This is a genomic window from Paenibacillus sp. VMFN-D1, from assembly GCF_003386155.1.
Lineage (GTDB): Bacteria > Bacillota > Bacilli > Paenibacillales > Paenibacillaceae > Paenibacillus_AQ > Paenibacillus_AQ favisporus.
In genome coordinates, this window is record NZ_QRDU01000001.1 from 1,982,046 (window position 1) to 2,002,128 (window position 20,083).

Below are 20,083 nucleotides of genomic sequence, written 5' to 3' on the forward strand. Positions count from 1 at the left end.
AGGAGTGCCCCTACTTGCAAAAAATAGACATATACGAGCTGATCGCGATGATGATCCTGTTTTTGATCGGAACTTCCCCGTTATACGAATTGGGCGTGGGAGCCAAGCAGGACGCCTGGCTGGTCGTCATTGTCGCGATGCTGGCCGGACTGCTGCTGCTCCTGGTTTACCTTTTCATCCAAAAGGGGAACGAGGACCGCAATCTCTTCGAAATCCTGAACCAACATCTGGGTCGTATTCTCGGAACGATCGTCACCATCGCTTATATTTTCTATTTTTCCTATGAGTCCATGAGAAACACCAGGGAGTTTGGGGACATTATCAACATTTCCTTTCTTCCCAAAACGCCGCTGTCCGTCCTGATGCTGATCATGATTCTGCTGTCCGCCTATGCGATTTCCAAGGGAACGGAAGTTTTTTTCCGCGTCGTCGAATTTCTGCTCCCCTTTACCATCTTGGGTTATTTCCTGATTTTCTTGATGTTCATCGTCTCTAAAAATATTCATCTGGAGCGGCTTCAGCCAGTGCTCGAGCATGGTATCATGCCTGTGGTCAGGGAAGCCATTCCGAAAGTCATCAGCTTCCCGTTTGGCGAGGTCGTCGTGTTTCTGGCGTTTTGGAAGCATTTGAACAACAAAAAAAACCTGTCCAAGCTGTCGATCTTTTCCTACCTGTTCGTGGGAATCCTGCTGCTGATCTTCAACTTGTTGAATTTAACGATATTGAGCCCCGAAATCTTAAGCATTACCACCCTCCCCATGCTCAGATCGGTCCGCTTGATCGAAATCGCTGATTTTCTCGAACGGCTCGATCCGGTCATTATTTTGCTGATTTATATCGGCATTTTTGTGAAAATGACGGCTTTTTACTTGGGGGCGGTTATCGGCCTTTCCTACCTGATAAAGATGAGCCATAAAAAATTAACGGTCATCGTCGGCGCGTTTATTTATACCATTTCTTTCGCTGCACCCAATTTTATATACCATACCTGGATCGGATTCACGCGAAATTTGGTGTACGACTTTCCGGTTTTCCAAATTTGGATTCCCCTTGCTTTGGCAGCCGTTGTCCTGATGAAGAGGCTCTTTTCCCGAAAAGGAAAGCTGTCGAGAAGATCTTGAGAGAAACATCAATCGAAGTACATTCTAGGAAGACAGGCCGCTTAAAGCGGCAGTTTCTCTTGCGATATAAGGAAGCCAAGTCAAGAAAAAAGGAACCGCCGTCTTCTGCTTGCAGAGGCAATGGTTCCTTTTCCGTAATTCAACACAATCCGGTTCGGGTTAACGATGCAGCTTCAAGCATCTAGGCTGCATTAAATATTGGCCCGTAATTCTTTCCGCCTGAAGACGGATCAAATACTCCCCTGCTTCCGGAAAACGCAGCTTCCCCACGTAAAACTCACGAAAGTCATACGGTCCGCCGGTCGGCTGCACCTGAGCGCGCAGTGACTGGTCTCCGGTGGTCACCAGGTAGGTCCCGCCTCCTCCACCCTCGGCGTCACCGCTGCCATATTCGATGCGCACGTCGAAATCTGCGGCCCCCAAGGTCCGGACAGACCAGACCGCCTCGGCACTTTCGTCTGTCCAATCCAGGAGGTTGTCACGGCCCTTTTTCCCGGTATCATACTTCAGTCCGGCTCCGGATATTTCGGCATCGAATACGCCTAATTCAAGGATGCTGCCTTCCCGTGAGTCCAATAGTCCCACCGGATTGCCATCGACCGGACCGGTACAAAGGACGGCGATGACTTGTGGTTTGGAAAATTCGTTCACTTCGGATAGCACCGATTCAGGCAGTTCAATCTCCAAATCCTGTTCCGATAACCGGGTCAATTTCAGTTCCCTGCCGTCTTCCAGCATATAGGTCCGCAGAACGTCCGTCTTCAGGCCGGGAACGACCAGCTTCCGTTCCGTTGGCCGGTCGAAGACATGCAGATACAGCGTGTTTCCTTTAACGGTGCACCTGCCCCAGGACGGCCTTGCTGTCGGGGATGCTCCCGCCCCGTAAATGCTGTCTCCGTATGTATCTAACCAACCGCCGATTTCCAGCAAAATCGATTCGGATACCGGATCCCACTCTCCCGTCTCTGTCGGTCCGATATTGATGACCAAATTGCCGTTTTTGCTGACGACATCGATCATCTGCCGGATGATGGATGCGGGAGATTTCCAGTTGTGATCCGATTTTTTGTACCCCCATGAATCGTTTAGCGTGATGATGTTCTCCCAATCCTGGCGCAAAGTCCGCGTGGTCAGCTGATTGTCGGACGTATTGGAGTAATCCCCTAGTGGAGCCTTCCACACCCGGCTGTTCACCAGGCAGTCCGGCTGCAGCGAGTATACAGTGTCCAAAAACTGCTCCCCCTGCTCGCGGGTAAGCTTGCCGCCGCAGTCGAACCACATCAGGCCGACCTTCCCGTAATCCGTCAGCAGCTCGCGAACCTGAGGTATCGATTTATGATTCAGATAGCGCTCGAAGCGGCTTCGCTTATCCGGATCGTGCACCCAGCTCTCCACGTCGTCATAAGCACCGATATTGCCGGGGTAGTCCCAGGTGTTCCCCTGGGAATCGGGATCATGCCAGTCCATGGCGTGCGAGTAGTAAATACCCAGTACGATTTCTTCCTGCTCGCATGCTTCCGCCAGCTCCCGGAGCGGATCTCTTCGAAAGGCCGCATGCTGGACGATGGAGTAATTGGACACATGCGAATCATACATGGCGAATCCGTCATGATGCTTGGCCGTGAAAATGATATATTTCAAGCCGGCCCTTTTAGCGGTACGCACCCACTTCAGCGCGTCGAAAGAAAAAGGATTCCAGCCTGCGGCCATCTCTTCATATTCGGCGGCCGGAATCTTTGCGCGCAGCATGATGTGCTCACTGTAGGAAGCTTGGATCTCCTCCCCTTTCCACTCGCCTGCTGGCAGTGCATAGGGTCCCCAATGGATGAACAGGCCCAGCCGGGCTTCCCTCCACCATTCCATCCGGTGATTTTGCACTTCAGACTGAGGGCCTTCAGGGACTGTCTCTATATGAAAAGGATCATCGAGCAGGTTCTCGGGCGCGGACCCTGCTGCTGTCTGTTGGGCCTGTTGTTCGGCCTGTCGTTTCATTCGTCATATCTCCTTTCGCGCTGAATTACTGCCTCAGCGCTGATACACATTACCACAATCTCAGCGCCGAGCCGCGCAGCTTGGATACCGCCTCAACAAAGAAATAATCGCCGTAAATCAGCGGCGTATCGATATGCACACCACCCGGCAGATTGGATGTGCCGGACAGGATCAGGCCTTCTTCCCCCGGCATATCCCATGTCCCGTAATGCTCATGCAAGGAGCGCACGATGCGTTCCGCAGAACGGAGATACAGCCGCGCTTCCGCCTCGGGTACCAGTCGGGACATCTCGATCAGCCCGCATGCCGCGCAGGCCCCGGCCGAAGTATCCCGCGGCTTGCCCCCTTCTTCAGGCGCCCGGAAATCCCAGTGCGGCACATGGTCCTCCGGCAGATTCGCCAGAAAAAAATGAGCGGCCCGCTTGGCGCCGGTCAAAAAGCGTTCTTCTCCCGTGTAAATATAAGACAGGGTGAGTCCGTAGATGGTCCAGGCGCTGCCTCGGGACCAGGCGGATTCTTCGGCATACCCCTGACCGGACATGGCACCGATTCGATCACCCGACTCGGGATCAAATTCGAGGATATGATAACTGGATCCGTCCGGACGCAGAAAATGCGCCAGCACCGTATCCGCATGCGCCGCGGCGATATGGCGGAACCGGGGATCCTCCGTTACTTCAGAAGCCCAATACAGCAGCGGCAGATTCATCACCGTGTCGATGATGGACCAGCCTGCCCGGTTCACCTGCTCCAGGTCATGCCAGGCGCGGATGAAGCTGCCTTTTACATTAAATCGGCTTGCCAGCTGGGCGGCCGCCATCAGCCCGCGATGTTTGGATCGCTCGCTGCCGGTAATCCGGTTGTCGGCCACGGACGAAAGCGTCCATATAAAGCCGGCATCATGATGCACAGCGAGCGAATACAGCGGTTCGTCCAGCTTCTCCTCGATCAGCTCGGCAATCCCCTGCAGCCCCGGATGGTGCCCGTCTTCGGCAATATGCCACAAGATCCCCGGCCAGAAGCCGGCTGTCCACCAGGACGGGCGCATGTTGTCATAGACCCCGTTAACGGATGCATGCGGAAAACTGACTCCAATCCGCTGACTGGTCCGCTCCACTTTGTTTACGATTTGCTGCCAGGCCCCCTCCGCCCACTGCTGAACGGATTCCGAAATAAGCGCCGAGCTCCCTTCGCTGCCCTTTTGCTTCGAAACGGTCTCTCCCATATGATCTCCTCCTGTAATTGTTTGTTCTATTCTAAATTCAAGGCGAAGTCCGCAGCGGAATCACCATGTTCCAGGTATGTTCGGCTTGCCGGAAGCCCCCCGGTCCGTCCGCAACAGCGGCGAACAGATGCGTCGGCTGTCCTTCCTGAAACAGCAGGAAAGGCCGTTCGAAGCTGCCCATCCAACGCTCCGATCCGTCCTCCCATCGGACGCGCCGGGAATAGGATTTGGGCTGGTCCGCGAGCCTCCAGTCCCTGCCATCCGGAGAAAGTGCCAGAATGCCGCCGTGCTTCTCTCCGCACAGCTTCCCATCCATGTCTTTCGCGATCATGGCATACCCTTCCGCTGTACGCCAAATGAACGGGTCTTCGATATGAAACCGTTCCGGCGGAAACAGCGGCGCATCCTGGATTACACGATAAGGTCCTTCATATCCTGCTGCCTCTGCTGCGCCCAGCGTCATTTGCCCATGGGTTGTGCCCTCATACCGCCGGGCTTTATAAACCAGCAGCACGGAGCCATCCTCCCGGATACATGGCGCCGGATTCGAGGTCAGGAAGCTGTCGAACTTGCCCGGCCTCGTCGGCAGAATCGGCGTATCGAGACGTTTCCACGGCCCATAGATGCTGTCGGCGACGGCCAAGCCGACACGCTTGTTCGCCCTTGCCGCAATGACGCGGCAGTCGTCTGCCTCCACCGTCTCTCCTGGCCGCGGCTCAGGGAAAGGATGCGTCGATCCCATGTAATACAGCAAATATTTGTCTCCATACCGGATGATGTGCGGGTTATGGGTGCTCCTTCCGTCCCAATACTCCGCTCCCCGCGCTGGGAACACGGTTTCTTCGTAGGTATAGGGTCCTTCCGGGGTATCGGACGAGGCTCGGACGATTTCCGAACGGAGCAGCCAGCCCGGGTGCATCGGCATCCACTTCGGCCACCGGGACGCAAACATATGAAAGCGTCCGTCCTCTCCGCGAACGACCGACCCGCACCATACCCACCAGCCTTCCATCCGAAAGCCCCCTTCCATGGGGGCAGGCAGCATCCGGTCAAACAGTGAAAATGTCACGTTCTCCCTCCGTTCATCATTAAGTTTCTCAACCATCTGTCTTTGCCAAATGGTACGCGTCATTCACGATTCAGTGATCCCGGTTACACGATGAGACCGTCGACTCCGCCAACCCGTACCGTTTCGCCGCGCTGCCATGCAGCCATTCCGCGGCTAGTGCCAGCGCATCCTCGCGGCTCAGCCATTCATCCTTGATCTGTTCATCCAGAAAACGGGCCAGCAGCTGCTTCACGATCAGCAGTTTGCCGTACGTCCATTCGATGCAGCGCGCATCCGAGACGATCAGCGAGCTTTTGAGCGGGGATAACGCCTCGAGCCGGTACTGCATGCTCTGCGTGTATGTGCTGGCACGGAAGTTATACCACCACATGCCGCCTACATGAACATTGGCAAAATTCCAGGCCGCCTGTACGACGTCCAAATTGTTCAGTTCCGATGCAACCACCAGCTCAAACGGGATATTGTAACGCTCAAACAAGCCATACAGTTTTACGATCCGGAGCGGATCGTTCACAGGGGCGGCCGAACTGCTCCCCCATCTTCGTTCCACGCCGAGGAACAGCTGAAGGAACATGCCCCGCTCTTGCAGGCCGGAGCAAATTTCATGGAGAAGCAGCATCATGACCTCATCGGTCCGCCCCGCGGTTTCAAGCTTATAATCCTCATGCGCCGCAGCCTCATAATGGGGGAGCGTCGTCATGATCCCCGGACAGCCCATCTCATGATAGGACTTCAATTGCTCGGAAATGAACGCTTTTGCCTGCGCGAAACGGTCCTGGCGTTCATGGGCTGCGGAGGAGACGATGCCGGCGGCAAGCTCCGGCAGCCACCCGTCGATCCGGGGCAGCAGCAGGGCATCCTCCCGCATACCGTCAAATATGGCATGTTCAGGGCGGTTCACAACAAACCGCTTCGCATGCAGCCGGTCAGCCACGCTTTGAGCCCAGCCTGTAGCACTTCTCTGCGCGCGTACAGCTTCGTCCGCCTGAAGCACAGACGCCGCGTCATGGATGGTGATTCCGTATAAATCCCTCATGATCGCCGTAAAAGCACGGTTCATCATCGTATTACGGGTAGCCTTGTAAGCTCTGACGAAGGCTTCCACCCGCTCCGGAACCGGCAGCTGTGCCGCATCCTTCGGATATCCCGCCGTCTGCAGCTCTTGGTTCAACCAGAAATAATCGGCGATCTCCCAAAAGTCGGCCGCGCACAGCTTATCGCCTATCAAATGCGTATGCGTATCGATCACAGGCAGACGCATAATTTCTTCTAATAATGAAGATATACTCATGATCCTTGTCTCTCCCCTCTCATTAGCTGAACGTCAACTGCAAGGTTAGGGATTCACCCTGTTCAAGCAAGATGTGGATTTGCCTATTCTCAGGCAGTCTGCCCCCGTCCCTGAAGCCGCTGCAAGCATCGGGGAGCACGAGGGTAACGGAGCCTCCAGCCCTCAAAGATTGGAGCCGAACATCAAGCATGCCATCCTTCCTGTCCCAGGCGATGTCTACCTCGTAGCCACCGCATGCCAGCATTCCAGCGGCGCTTCCAGAGAGGAATCGCTTCGGCAGGGCTGGGAGGATTCGGATCATGTTGGGATCGGAATACAGCAGCATTTCCTGAAGCGCAGCCGTCATGCCCATATTCGCATCAATCTGAAACGGAGCCCACTCCATATCCAAGCCGATGCCCATGCCGCGCCAGTCGTTGTGAAGCGTGAAGAAATTATTGATCACGGCTGATCTTGCCAGCAGATCCAAGCACTCCAGCGCCTTATCCGCTTCGCCCATGCGGGCGTACAAATTGGACATATGGGCAAGTGACCATCCCGTCTGCTCCTTTAATCCAACGACCAGCCTCTTTCTTAACGCGGTCTCGAAGGCTGCAAACAAACCGGGATCGGTCTCCCGCGTTACCTCTTTGCCCGGAAATACCGGATAGAGGTGAGACTGGTGCCGGTGATGGTATTGATCCTCATAGGCAGGATGCATCCATTCGCGGACTGCGCCGTCTGCATTGACCTGATACGCCGGGATTTTGGCAATCATGTCTTTCCAGCCCGCGACTTCCTCAGCATACAAACCTTCCTGAGCGGCACCCTCAACCAGCCGGGTCAGCACTTCCTTGGCGATGGCAAAATCCATCGTCGCATTCATCGCCGTTCCCTTTGGCCCACCCGCGCCGTTACCCGGCCGGTTCTCCGGCGAATTGGATGGGCAGCTGATGTACAGACCATCGTCCCCGGTAATCAGGAAATCTTCATAGAACAAAGCCGCCTCCCGCAGGAACGGCAGGGCCCGGTTTCTTAAAAATTCCCTGTCGCCCGTGTACAGGTAATAATCATAATAGTGCTGCGCGATCCAGCCTGCCGCCCCGGTCCAGTGGATAATGTGGGGCGCGATCGTCTTCAGCAGGCCGGAGTCCGGCGCGGTCGGTGCGGGGATCCAGATCCCCCTGCAGCCGTAGATACAGCGCGCGTTGCGGCGATAATCGTCCATCTGCCGCTCCACGTAATCGAATACGGGCAGCAGCAGCTCGGGCATATGTCCCGTGAGCGCCTGCCAATATATCATCTGCAGGTTCTCGTTGACCATATGGAACGCCCAGAAGCCGCGGTATTCCCCGCACCATAAGCCGTATAAATGGCAGGGATCCCCGCCTTCGCGAGAGCTTGAAATCAGAAGATAACGCCCATAGGCCCACATCTTCTCCAGCATGGCCAGCGGGGCTTCGCCGCGGTATGCTTGCAGCAGCAGCTCTTCGTTCGTGGCCTCTCGTCCGGGAGCATCCAGATTCAGCGCCATCCGCTGAAACAAGCGTTCATGCTCCTCAATGTGCGGCTGCAGCAGCTCGGTGTAAGACCGATGTTCTGCGGCAAGCTCGTGTTTCAATCGTTTCCAGGCCGCTTGACGCGGTTCATGAACGAACAGTTTAACCAGGATCAGTGCCTGCGTGGCGCCTTCAAGAACGGACTCGCTGCCTGTGCTGCTTATCCTGCCATCGATCGTGACCACCCGGGCGACGGCACCGAAATCGCTGCCGTCGTCATGGCATGCGGCATACCATATGAACTCATCGTCGGACCCTGATTCGCTTCCTGTCGGTAATGGAGCGTCAGGTCTGCCAGGGGGACGCCTGACATCCCCGCGATGATGCAGGTCAAGGGCGATCTTCGCCGATATCGGGCCTGGCCCTGACGATCGCAGCTCATAGACGATCAAATCGTCCGCCCGGGATACGAACAACGCCCGCTCATAACGCGTATGCCCGTCCTGCCAGCGAACCGTTACTTCACCGGTTTCCATGTCCAGCTCCCGGCAGTAGTCTTTAAAGCCTTCACTCACGTCCATACTCAAGTTCAGGTCGCCAAGCGGCAGCGGAACGGCCATGACCGGATCGTAGCCTTGCTCCTTCAAACCGTCGACCAATATATTTTCGGCAAACGCCTCCTTCCCCTCCATCATCAACCGGCGCATCTCTCCAAGGCGGCCGCTCACGTCGGGCAGATCCGGCGTGCGGCTCTGCCACCATAAGCCGCCGTGCGTCAGCATGACCGTCTCCAAATGGACTCCGCCATACACGGCTGCTCCGGTGATTCCGTTGCCTGCCGGCAGCGCCTCCCTCCACTTGGCTTCCCACCAGGATGAAGGGGTCAGAAGCTTCAGCTTATTCCGTCCGTCTCCGGTCTTCCTCCCCATATATTCCCCTCCTAACAGGAGGAAGCCCTTCGCGTGAAAGGCTTCCCTGAAATCAACCTATTTGCGGCTTTGCTGATCGATAATTCCGTCTTTGTTGTTGTAACGCTCCGTGGCTTCTTTGACGATCTCATCGCCGCCCTTTTGCTTATACTCCTCGATGACTTTAGGAAAATCGCTGATCGGCTCTTTGCCGTAGATCATTTTGACCATGTGGTCGATGATGAGCTTCGGCGCCTGATCCGGACGTTTGGAAGCCAAGTCAGGGAACTGGCTGAAGGACTCCAGGTCCGGCACAAATCCGATTCCGCCCACACCTTCTTTGGCCAGTGTATCATCGAGTGCCTTCAGCACGTCTTGTCCGCCTGGGAGCAATTCGGTCCGTTCACGGTTGATCGTTCCGTCACCGACCCAGCGAAGCAGCGAGCGGAATCCGGCTTCGTCCTGAGCGGCTTTGCCTTCCGGCAGCTTGTAATCGATTTTTCCGTCTTTAACCGTGTAATCCTCGCCCTCGATGCCAAAGCTGTAGAAGTTTTTCGCTTCCGGCGTCTGCATCCACTCGAACATTTGGATAATCCGGGCTGCTTTCTCTTTGCTGACCTTGCTGTTGATATAGAGCGAAGTGTTAACCGAGCTGTACAATCCATAACCCTTCTGTCCGTTGTCCCCTATCGGTGACGGGATGATATCGACCTTGGCGCCGGGAACCGCCGCACCGATCTTCGTACGGAAATCGAGAAGGCTGGCGGCATTGGCTGTCCACATGCCGGCATTGCCAGCTTCGATATTTTCGCTGTATTGAGGCGCCTGGATCGTCGCGAAATCTTTCTGGATCAGGCCTTCGTCATACATCGTTTTATAGACGGTCAGCGCCTTTTCCATATTTTCAGCGTTAAAAAACTTTGGTACGACCTGGCCGTTCATTTCAGTAAACTGATAGCCCAGGGCGTCATACGCACCAAATACGATGTCCGCGTATTTAAAATTCTCCCTCATCTGATACGGCGCACTCACGCCAAGTTTTTTAAACGCACGCAGGACATTCAGGAAATCGTCCATCGTTTGGGGCGCCGGCAGGCCCGTTTTTTCCAGCAGGTCGGTCCGGATGTAAGTGGCGCGGCGGGAAGGGTTGCTGAGCCAGGTCGGCACGCCGTAGATTTTCCCCTTGTAGCTCACCTCGTCCCACGCTTCCTTCGGAACGGCTTTCATCAGGTTCGGAGCATACTCTTTCAGCAAGTCGTCCAGCGGCATAAACACGCCGGCCTGAACCGAACCGGCCATAGACTTATCTGTTGCCCCGCCGACGTTTTGCACGACGTCCGGAATATCGCCGCCGGCGAACATGACGGCCATTTTCGCATCGAAGTCTTTCAGGGGAATCAGCCTGATGTCCAAATCCACGTTGGCTCTCTTCTCGACCTCCTTGACCCATTTCTCGTTGTTGATGTCCTTGGAGCCTTCCGCGTAAGCGTTTCCACTTGTGGTTAAAGAAATGCTGAATTTCACCGGTTTCGATGCGTCGGCCGCATCGTCACTGCCGCTCGAGGCGCTTTTGTTTCCACAGCCTGCGGTCAGACCCGTGACAAGCGACGCCGCGAGGATCAGACTGACCCATTTTTTCATCTTATAATCCCCTCTCTTCATGCAAAGTGCAAAAGGTATTCTCTTTGCTGCTGTCCCCATCATAAGGCTTAACCAGGGAAGCTCCCATGGGGCGGATTATTGTCGTGATGTGTTTTTTTGCGGTTTTTTACGGCTGTCTGAACATAAAAAAATCCCGTATTCCATGCTCCGGAATACAGGATTTGCTTAACGTTCTCCTTTGTTTGCGCCTAGCCGCTGCCCGCCATGGGCAGGGTCAGAATAGGCGCGACTGCCTCTTGCCCCGCTGGGCTGCTCAGTTCTTTGACGCCTGAAATCGGCATCCGCATGATCATCCGGGTTCCCCACTCGGGGCTGCTTTCCACAGTTACGCCGTAGTCCTCGCCGAACACCAGCTGAATCCGCCGGTGCACATTGGGTACGCCGATCCCGCCCGCGCTGCCCCGGTCCTCCTCGTCGGCAAGCCGGTTCTCGCTCAGCTTGGCGCGAAGCTCCTCAAGCCGCTCTGGGGCCATGCCGCAGCCGTTGTCCTGCACGCTGACCCAGAAGGAATCTCCCTCTTCGCCGGCATCAATGATGATCGTATGATGATCCTCCACCCCTTGCCTGAAAGCATGCTGGAACACATTTTCCACCAGCGGCTGAAGCGTGAGCCGGACCATCTTCCGCAGAAGCAGCTCCGGCCTTACCCGCACATCAATCTCGAACGTCCGGCCGATCCGGTGATTGATAATGACCATGAAGTACATGACGTGTTTGAGCTCATTCGCTACCGTGATCTCTTCCAGATTGGTCCGTACCGAATAGTGCAGCATATAAGACAGAGCCCCGACGATCTCCGTAATTTCGTCCGACTCCTGAATAACCGCGTAACATACGACCGTTTCCAGTGTATTGTACAGAAAATGCGGGTTGATCTGCAGCTGGAGCGACTGGAACTCGGCCTTCTGCCGTTCGGCCTGCATTTCCTTGTTCCTCAGCTCCGCACGGTACACCGTATCGACCATCTCCGATAAGCGGTTCACCATCAGGTTGTAGCGGATCATCAGCTCGGTAATTTCGTCCCGGTGCTTCGGAAGCGGAATGAACTTCCAGTTTCCCTTTTCCGTCTGGCTCATCCCCTTCATCAGCGTCCGGATCGGGGTAGTAATCGACTTGCCGAACCGGCTCGCCAGGAACAACGCCGTCAGGAACGTAATGACCGCAACGACGATAATGGAGCTGCGTATCGTGTTAAGCGGTTTTTGCAGCTGGCTGTACGGAATGGACACCACCAGATTCCACCCGGAGTATTCGGCTTTGCGGCTGATGTATACCCGGTCCATTCCCTCCGCTGAACTGCGGAACATCTCGGTGCCGGCCTCGCTGATTTGTTTGCCCAGGCTGGCCGGAACGATCGATCCTACCTTGGTCTGATCGTTGTGATATTGTATCCTGCCTTCGCCGTCCACAATGAAAAAATAGCTGTCCTTCCCCAGATCGATCCCCTTCCACAGGGTGGACAGCTCCTCCGCCTTGACCTCGATCCCCACAAAACCTTTCATGTCCGTGGAACGAAGTCCGCGGATACGGCGGATTAGCGTCATCATTGGGGTCTTTTCGCCCAAAATGCTGTAATTCATAATGGTCAACCGGCCGCTTTCATCCGTGTTCTCCTTAAAATATCGGATCTGTTTGGCGGTATCTTCCGGCTTAAAGGATGGTTCCGATCCGCCGTTATAATAATAGAGCGCATTCCCGGAGTAACCGATGATATACAGTGCTTCGATCTCGGGATTGCGGATCCACACCGGATCCACGATCGCATCCCGGATATCGGTCATGTAGCGGTAATTTTCGTACTCCTCCCGATCAGCCGGCAGATCGATGTACCGTTTGACCCTGAGGTCGGTCAGCAGCGCCACCATCGACCGCTGATAAGACGACAAATACAGATTGGTATGGTGTACGGCATTGTCCACGATCTGGACCATTTGGCTCTTTGCGCTTTTTTGCAGCTGCTTGGCTGAAATGCTGTAGAAAGCGATGCCAACCGCAGACAGGGAAAGAAGAATCACGATGGTAAAATACAAAAGCAGCTTCAGCCTCAGGGATACTCTCATCATTCAATGCCAAAAGAAGACCGGTACTCCGACGGGGATACGCCGACGAAATTTTTAAAGGTCTTCGTGAAATGGGGATAATCCTCGTACCCCACCTTGACCGCGATATCGGTGATCGTCAGGGTCGGTACGGCAAGCAGCCTGCGCGCTTCTTCCATCCGTTTTTTGATCCGGTAATGCACAAAGGTCTCCCCTGTCATTTTCTTGAAAAGAGCGCTGAAATAGGTCCTGGCGAGCCCCACCCGCTTGGCCACTTCCTCCAGTGTGATGTCCTCCGACAGATGCTGGTCGATAAAGGCTTTGGCCTCTTCAATCGGATCCTTGAAATTGCCTTTCCGTGTCAGCTGAAGCTCTTCGAGAATCCGGTCCATACTGGCGGTAAAAGCGATCATGACTTCCTTCTTCGTATTCGACGCGCCTTGTGTTCCCCGGCATCCGGAACGCGGCTTCCAGCCGCGGCTCTCCAGCCGTTCTATGATCATGCCAAGGCAGTCGCTCAGCACCGCTTCCATGTTGATCACATTCAGCCCATCGAACAAGCCCGACCGTTCGCCCTCTTCGATGAGGCGAATCGTTTCGTCCCGCTGCAGCAGCCAGATGCTCTGCTCGAGCTGATGCGCCCACTCCACATATTTTTGCACAGGAATAATGCTGCCGGTCATCCCTGATATCAGCTCCTTCAGCGTATCGTGTACATCCTGCTGGGTCACCGGCTTCAACAAATAGCGCTTGACCCCGTACGCCATAGCCCGCTGTGCATACTGAAAGTCATTATAACCGGATATGACGACAACCTGGACATGGCTGAATTCCCGGTGTATCCGTTCGCACAGCTCAAGTCCGTCCATCCGCTTCATCCGCAAATCCGTCAGCACCAGGTGCGGTTCCAGATTCCGGATCGTCTCGAAAGCGGTCTCCCCGTCATCGGCGGTATAAATCGCGGAGAAGGAAGCCGGATAACGCTGAACCATCTTAACCAATCCTTTTTGAATGACAGGCTCATCTTCCACAATCAAAACTCGCACTTGTATCAAACCCCTTCCTTGAGCGGATAGAAAAAGCGCAGCTGCATTATCGAAAAGAGAAAGAAGTGTCGCATCTTATCGGTTGTGCTGGATCAGCACCCCCTGCTTGGCCCGGTACCTCGAAGTCGCTTCCTGAATAATCGCATTTCCGCCTCGTTCCCGGTATTCCCGGACGACCTTCGGCCAATCCGAGATCGGTTCCTTGCCGTAAATCATTTTGACCATATGGTCAACAATCACGGGCGGCGCCTGGTTCGGCCGCTCCGAAGCAAGATCGGGGTAGGCGCTGAAGGACTCCAGCTCGGGAACAAAGACGATGCTTCCCAGCCCTTCCTTCGGCAGCGTCACGTCCAAAGCATGGAGCAGATCCTTCCCGCCCGGCACCAGTTCCGTTCTGGCCCGGTTGATCGTCAGATCGTGCGTCAGCCACAGCAGTTCGCGGAAGGTCTCCTCGTCCTGCTCCTCCCTTGTCTTCGGAAAATGATACGCAATCGTCCCATGGTCTTCCGTATACGTGTCGCCCTCGATCCCGAACGAGAAAAAACGCTGAGCTTCGTCCGAAACCATCCAATCAAAAAATTGGAGAATGCCGATCAATTTTTCCTTGGACACATGCTTATTAATGTAGAACGAATTGATGACGGAGCTGTACAAGCCGTAGCCTTTCGTCCCTTCCGGTCCTTCCGGTGAGGGGATGATATCGATTTGGGCCCCGGGAACCGAGGCCCTGAGCTTGGTGCGGAAGTCCAGCAATCCGGCTGCGTTCGCCGTCCAGCTTCCCACTCGGCCAGCTTCGATGTCATGGGTATATTCAGTTGACGAGACTGTTGCAAAATCCTCCGGGATGAGTCCCTCCATCAGCATCGTCCGGTATACCTGCAGCGCCTTCATCATATGCTCTGCATCCAAAAATTTCGGAACCACCTCACCGTTTCGGACTTCAAACTGGTAACCCAGCACGTCGTACGCGCCGAAAATGACGTCCGCATACTTGAAATTCTCCCGCATCTCATAGGGAATTTCGACTCCCAGCTTCTTGAAGGCGCGGAGCACGTCCAGAAATTCGTCGACGGTTCTCGGTACGGGCAGACCCGTTTGCGCCAGCAGGTCCGATCGGATATACGTTGCCCGGCGCGACGGGTTGCCGAGCCAAGCCGGAATTCCATAAATATGCCCCTCGAAGCTCGTTTCCTTCCAGGCTTCCGGCGGCACCGCTTTCCACAAGTTCGGAGCATAGGTCTGGATCAAATCGTCAAGCGGAAGGAACAGTCCCGCTTGGACCGATCCCGCCATGGCGGCCGAGCTTGCCCCGCCAATCATCTGCACGACATCCGGATAGGTATCGCCTGCAAGAATAACCGGCATGCGCCGGTCGAAATCTTTCAGCGAGATCAAAGAGATGGACAGCTTTGTATTTGTCAGCGCTTCCAATTGTTTGACCCAGCGGTCCGCGGACGGATCCGCCATATTCACCGCATAAGGGCTGGCACCGTTGGATATCGCCAAGCTGAAGGCCGTCGGCTGAGGAGAGGATTGTTTCACACCTTCCTGAGCCAGCTGCGGCGAAGGTGAGGCTAATCGGTCCGCGCTTCCAGTCAGATAACAGAACAGGAGAATAACGGCCGCTGCCAGAATGAAATAAGCTGCTCTTTTCATGCCGTCTCTCCTCCCTGCATCCATTTGACTCCTGTTTGACTCCGCTTCGCTCTCCTGTTTTTGAGCTGCACGCAAAACCAAATTCACTCACCGGTCCAAACTCTTGCCTGCCAACCTATACTTGAGCGCTCGCCGAGCAAATAGCATGACACTGATGTTTAATATCTTATCACATTTCACTTCTATGAAAACGTATACTTTTCTAGCTGTAAAAAGATAATATCAGGCCTTGATCGACCCGATCAGCATCCCTTTGATAAAGTACTTCTGCAGGAACGGGTACACGATAATGATCGGTACGACGGAAACGACGATGACCGCCATTTGCACGCCAGCCGGAGAGATCTGGTTCACATTTTCAAGCAGGTTGCCTGCCTGACCGAGGTCATTGCTCAGAACGATTTCCCGGAGGCGAAGCTGCAGCGGGTAAAGCGCCCGGTTGTTGATAAAATACAGCGCCGATGAATACGAATTCCAGTGGGATACCGCATAGAACAGCCCCATGGTTGCCATGGCCGGTTTGGACAGCGGAAGAATGACGCTCCACATCGTGCGCAGCTCTCCCGCCCCGTCAATCCGGGCGCTGTCGATCAGCTCCGACGGAAGGGCGACGAAGAAGGAGCGCATGATGAACAGGTTGTATGCGCTGATGGCCGACGGAATGATCAAGGCCCATAACGAGTCGATCAGATGCAGGTTTTTGATCACCATATAGTTAGGGATCAGCGGCGCCTGAAAGATCATCGTAATCAGTATAAAAATCAGCACGACTTTGCGGAACGAATACTCGGGTCTGGACAACGGATACGCCAGTGATGCGGTCAGGATCAAGTTGATCAGCGTCCCGACGACCGTGATGAATACGCTTACCATAAACGCTCGCCAGATGGAGCTGTCTCCCAAAATGACATGGTAGTTTGTCAGCGTCCAATCGACCGGGATCAGCTTGACCTTGCCCGCATTGATCGCCTGGCTGCTGCTGAACGATTTGGCGAGCACATGGAGAAGAGGGAACACCATCAAGCATCCGACCAGCGTCAAGAAAATATAATTAAATCCGTCGAATAAGCTGCCTTTATTTTTCATTGTGCCATCCTTCTCCTTTCTAGTATAGTCCTTCGCCCGAAGCCCGCTTGCTCAGCGTATTCCCGATCATGACAAGCACCAGTCCGACCACCGATTTGAAGAGGCCGATCGCCGTCGTGTAGCTGTACTGCTGATCAATGAGGCCGACCCGGTAAATGTAGGTGTCGAGGATGTCGCCCTTGCTTTCATTCAGCGAATTGACAAAGACGAATACACGTTCGAAACCGAAATCAAGGAAGTTTCCGATATGGAGCAGGAACATAATGGTGATGGTCGGCAGGATGGCCGGGATCGTGATCGACAGGGTTTGTCTCCAGCGGCTGGCACCGTCGATGCGGGCGGCTTCATACAGCTCAGGATTGACGCTGGCTAGTGCGGCCAAATACACAATCGTGCCCCAGCCGCTGTCTTTCCAGATCCCCGTTCCGACCAGGATGCTCCGGATATACGAATCCTCGCCCAGAAAGTAAATCGATTTGAGTCCGAATGCATTCAATACCTGATTCACGATTCCTGTCGTCGGCGATAATATGCCGATCATGATCCCTCCGATAATGACCCAGGAGAGGAAGTGAGGCAGATAGACGACCGTTTGGAGAATCCGCTTGTACACGACTTTCCTCAATTCGTTCAGGAGCAGCGCAAAGATAATCGGAACCGGAAAGGCAAAGATCAGATCATAAAATCCGATCAGAACCGTATTTTCAAGAATCCGCAGAAATTCCGGGTAAGTGAACATCCTGCGGAACTGGTCGAGTCCGACCCATGGACTGCCTGTAAAGCCCTTGAAGATGTTGTAGTTTTGAAACGCCATGACGGACCCCAGCAGGGGCAGGTATTTAAACACGATAAAATAAATGATTCCAGGCAGTGAGATCAGGTACAGCGCCTTGTATTTGCGCAGATTGCTCATCCGCCTTTTTGGTACGGGCAAGGCCGGACTGGAGGCTGAGATGGCAGCTGGCGCTTGTTCTGGCATAAATATCGCTCCTTTTTGTATAGATCGCTTCATCGCTAATGTTAATCTTTTTGTCCGGACCCTCGGAATGGGGATTTGTCGCTTCACTTGTGTTTTATTACGGTGGCGTTCATCCTTTGCGTGCCCGAATGCAGCAGCTTTCCCCAGCTGCCAAGGTGATCACATATTCAAAACCGGAAGGGTCATCGTCGGACTTATCGCCCGAGGCACCGGCTCCCAGGTGACCGGAAACAGCGAGCTCCAAGGGGACGGGCGACCACAGGCGGCACAAGCCCGCCTTGGAGGAGCGGATCGTCACCTCGTCAAGCGTCCCTTTACTCCAAGACAGACCTACGGTATACCCCCCTCTTGCCCGCAGGCCTTCAACACGGCCGGAGCGCCACGCCTTCGGCAGGGCCGGCAGCAGCCGGATCTCCCCTGCATGGGATTGCAGCAGCATTTCCGCCGCTCCCGCCGCTCCGCCAAAGTTGCCATCGATTTGAAAAGGCGGATGGCAGTCCAGCAAATTCGGATACGTGGAGATCGCAAACAGCTTCATCAAATGCCCGTAAGCCTCCTGCCCCCTGCCAAGCCGGGCATAGAAATTGACGATCCACGCCCGGCTCCAGCCCGTATGGCCGCCGCCTGCGGCGAGGCGCCGCGCGAGCGTCCGCTCGGCAGCAGCCGCCAGCTCCGGCGTGCGCCGAACATCAATCAGCTCACCCGGATGCAGGGCGAACAGCTGCGAAATATGCCGGTGCCCGGGATCGGCCTCCTCATCATCGCGCAGCCATTCCATAATTTGTCCGTGTTTACCAACAGCCGGGCGCGGAATGCGTTCGATCGTCTCCCGCAATTCGCCGAGAAATGCCTGATCCTCCTCGCCGATGATCGCCGCCGCTTCCAAGCAGGCGGACAGCAGCGTCAACGCGATTTGTGAATCCATCGCCGGACCGATGCACAGGCTGCCGCTGCCGCCGTCCGGGAGAACGAACCGGTTCTCTGGAGAAACAGACGGTCCCGTAACCCGATAACCGTCCTCCTCGATCATGTAATCGAGAAGAAATAGCGCCGCTTCCTTCATCGCCGGGTATGCCCGTTCGGTAAGAAAAGCCAGATCACCCCCGAAACGGTAGTGCTCCCATAGATGGAGGCACAGCCACGCGGCGCCCATCGGCCACACCGTGCAGGTCATCAGAATCCCTTCCGGCCGGGTTTCAGCCCACAGATTCGTGTTGTGATGGGCAGTAAAGCCCCGGCAGCCGTACATCTCGCGAGCGGTAGCCCGTCCGTTAGGCCGCATCCGGTCGATCAGATCAAACAGCGGTTCATGGCAATCGGATAAATGGAGCACTTCAGCCGGCCAGTAATTCATCTGAACGTTGATGTTGATCGTATATTTGGATTCCCACGGCGGGGTATAACTGTCGTTCCAAATCCCCTGCAGATTGGCCGCTAAGGTGCCCGGCCGGGAGCAGGATATGAGCAAATAGCGCCCATATTGAACGTAGAGGGCCGCCAGACCGGGATCTTCAATCTCCGCTTCATTAGGCAGCAAATCGTTTCTGTTTCCTTCGCCGCTTTCATGTCCCAACGCATGCTGCAACCGGAGCAACCGCTGGTCTGTAGGAAGAGCGGCAAGCGGATCCCCGTCCGGCGTCAGATCGATCGCAAAGCGGCCGAACCGGGACGCATACTCGTCTATATGCCGTTTCAGCAGCGTTTCAAACGGTTTCGCCGCTGCTCTCTCCAGCTGCTCCAGGCAAACTTCTGCCGGCTGCTTCACCCGAAACGTGCTGTGCGCCGCCAGCAGCAGGGTCACAGCATCCGCTCCTTCGATCGAAAGGTAATCACCGATAACCCGCTGCCGTCCTCCCTGAATTACGGCACGAAAGGCTGCACTAAACCGGACGCCGTCCGTTCCGCATTCCCCGTCCATGACGATGGCTCCCGAAGGGTCGGTCCGGCAGCCATAATCGAGCGGCCGGCGCATGAGGTTGACGGCCAGCGTAAGCTGTCCCGGCTGGTCCGCGGTCAATCGGATGACCAGAACCCCATCCGGTTCGCTGGCGAAATAGCTCCGCCGATACCGGACGCCCTTGTGCCGGTATCGAACGTCCACAACGGCTTGCTCCAAATCCAGCTGCCGCTCGTAGTCTTCCGCAGGCCCTTCCTGATCAAGGAATTTGATCATCAGATCCCCTAGAGGCTGGTATGGCTGCTCATATTTAGGGGAAGCCGTCATCGCCATTCTCGCCAAGTGCTCCGCTTCTGCCTGCTTTCCTTCCTTAAGCAGCGTCCGGATCTCAGACAAATAGGGCTGGGACCGGGGATTGGCCGCCCGTCCCGGACCGCCGTACCAAATCGAATCCTCATTGAGCTGGACTTTTTCCAGACCCGGCGTGCCGAACACCATTGCACCCAGCCGCCCGTTCCCTATGGGCAGTGCTTCATTCCACCCGGCTGCCGGCCGGGTGTACCATAATCGAAGGTCCCTCGTATTTGTAGTTGTACGCTCTTGCAAGCTGACATCCTGTTTGACCACATGCTTC

At 55.3% G+C, this 20,083-nt stretch carries 13 protein-coding genes; 1 reads left to right on the top strand and 12 read right to left on the bottom strand.

The features are described 5' to 3' along the window. Positions 1 to 14 precede the first annotated feature (14 nt). A complete protein-coding gene (locus C7820_RS09215; protein WP_116230700.1) occupies positions 15 to 1,121 on the top strand; it encodes a GerAB/ArcD/ProY family transporter in 1,107 nt (368 codons plus the stop codon). A gap of 159 nt (positions 1,122 to 1,280) precedes the next feature. Here C7820_RS09215 and C7820_RS09220 read toward each other — a convergent pair whose 3' ends face one another. From C7820_RS09220 to C7820_RS09275, 12 genes are all read right to left on the bottom strand, one after another. After that, positions 1,281 to 3,113 carry an alpha-L-fucosidase gene (locus tag C7820_RS09220; protein WP_116230701.1) on the bottom strand — a complete coding sequence of 611 codons (1,833 nt, stop codon included), beginning with the start codon at positions 3,111 to 3,113 and terminating at the stop codon, positions 1,281 to 1,283. A 49-nt stretch (positions 3,114 to 3,162) separates the two neighbouring features. Beyond that, the gene (locus tag C7820_RS09225) at positions 3,163 to 4,338 is read right to left on the bottom strand and encodes a glycoside hydrolase family 88 protein (protein ID WP_116230702.1); all 1,176 of its coding nucleotides are present in this window, start codon (positions 4,336 to 4,338) and stop codon (positions 3,163 to 3,165) included. A gap of 37 nt (positions 4,339 to 4,375) precedes the next feature. Continuing rightward, on the bottom strand, positions 4,376 to 5,407 hold the full coding sequence (locus C7820_RS09230; protein ID WP_258875174.1) for a glycoside hydrolase family protein: 1,032 nt from the start codon (positions 5,405 to 5,407) through the stop codon (positions 4,376 to 4,378). Between the two features lie 70 nt (positions 5,408 to 5,477). Beyond that, complete coding sequence (locus C7820_RS09235) at positions 5,478 to 6,698, bottom strand: glucuronate isomerase (RefSeq protein ID WP_116230703.1); 1,221 nt, start codon at positions 6,696 to 6,698, stop codon at positions 5,478 to 5,480. A gap of 22 nt (positions 6,699 to 6,720) precedes the next feature. Further along, positions 6,721 to 9,105 (bottom strand): glycosyl hydrolase family 95 catalytic domain-containing protein, encoded by a 2,385-nt coding sequence (locus tag C7820_RS09240; protein ID WP_116230704.1) that lies wholly within the window; start codon positions 9,103 to 9,105, stop codon positions 6,721 to 6,723. A 57-nt stretch (positions 9,106 to 9,162) separates the two neighbouring features. Continuing rightward, positions 9,163 to 10,725, bottom strand: coding sequence for an extracellular solute-binding protein (locus C7820_RS09245; protein WP_116230705.1), 1,563 nt, complete (start codon positions 10,723 to 10,725; stop codon positions 9,163 to 9,165). A gap of 209 nt (positions 10,726 to 10,934) precedes the next feature. Continuing rightward, the gene (locus tag C7820_RS09250) at positions 10,935 to 12,776 is read right to left on the bottom strand and encodes a cache domain-containing sensor histidine kinase (protein ID WP_244169159.1); all 1,842 of its coding nucleotides are present in this window, start codon (positions 12,774 to 12,776) and stop codon (positions 10,935 to 10,937) included. A 29-nt stretch (positions 12,777 to 12,805) separates the two neighbouring features. Beyond that, positions 12,806 to 13,831 carry a response regulator transcription factor gene (locus tag C7820_RS09255; RefSeq protein ID WP_116230706.1) on the bottom strand — a complete coding sequence of 342 codons (1,026 nt, stop codon included), beginning with the start codon at positions 13,829 to 13,831 and terminating at the stop codon, positions 12,806 to 12,808. Positions 13,832 to 13,906: 75 nt separating this feature from the next. Further along, entirely contained in the window at positions 13,907 to 15,487 is a 1,581-nt protein-coding gene (locus C7820_RS09260; RefSeq protein ID WP_116230707.1) for an extracellular solute-binding protein, read from the bottom strand. Positions 15,488 to 15,709: 222 nt separating this feature from the next. Next, on the bottom strand, positions 15,710 to 16,573 hold the full coding sequence (locus tag C7820_RS09265) for a carbohydrate ABC transporter permease (protein WP_116230708.1): 864 nt from the start codon (positions 16,571 to 16,573) through the stop codon (positions 15,710 to 15,712). A gap of 19 nt (positions 16,574 to 16,592) precedes the next feature. Further along, the gene (locus tag C7820_RS09270) at positions 16,593 to 17,552 is read right to left on the bottom strand and encodes an ABC transporter permease (RefSeq protein WP_116230709.1); all 960 of its coding nucleotides are present in this window, start codon (positions 17,550 to 17,552) and stop codon (positions 16,593 to 16,595) included. 109 nt (positions 17,553 to 17,661) lie between these two features. Then, positions 17,662 to 20,076 carry a glycoside hydrolase family 95 protein gene (locus C7820_RS09275; RefSeq protein ID WP_258875175.1) on the bottom strand — a complete coding sequence of 805 codons (2,415 nt, stop codon included), beginning with the start codon at positions 20,074 to 20,076 and terminating at the stop codon, positions 17,662 to 17,664. Positions 20,077 to 20,083 lie beyond the last annotated feature (7 nt).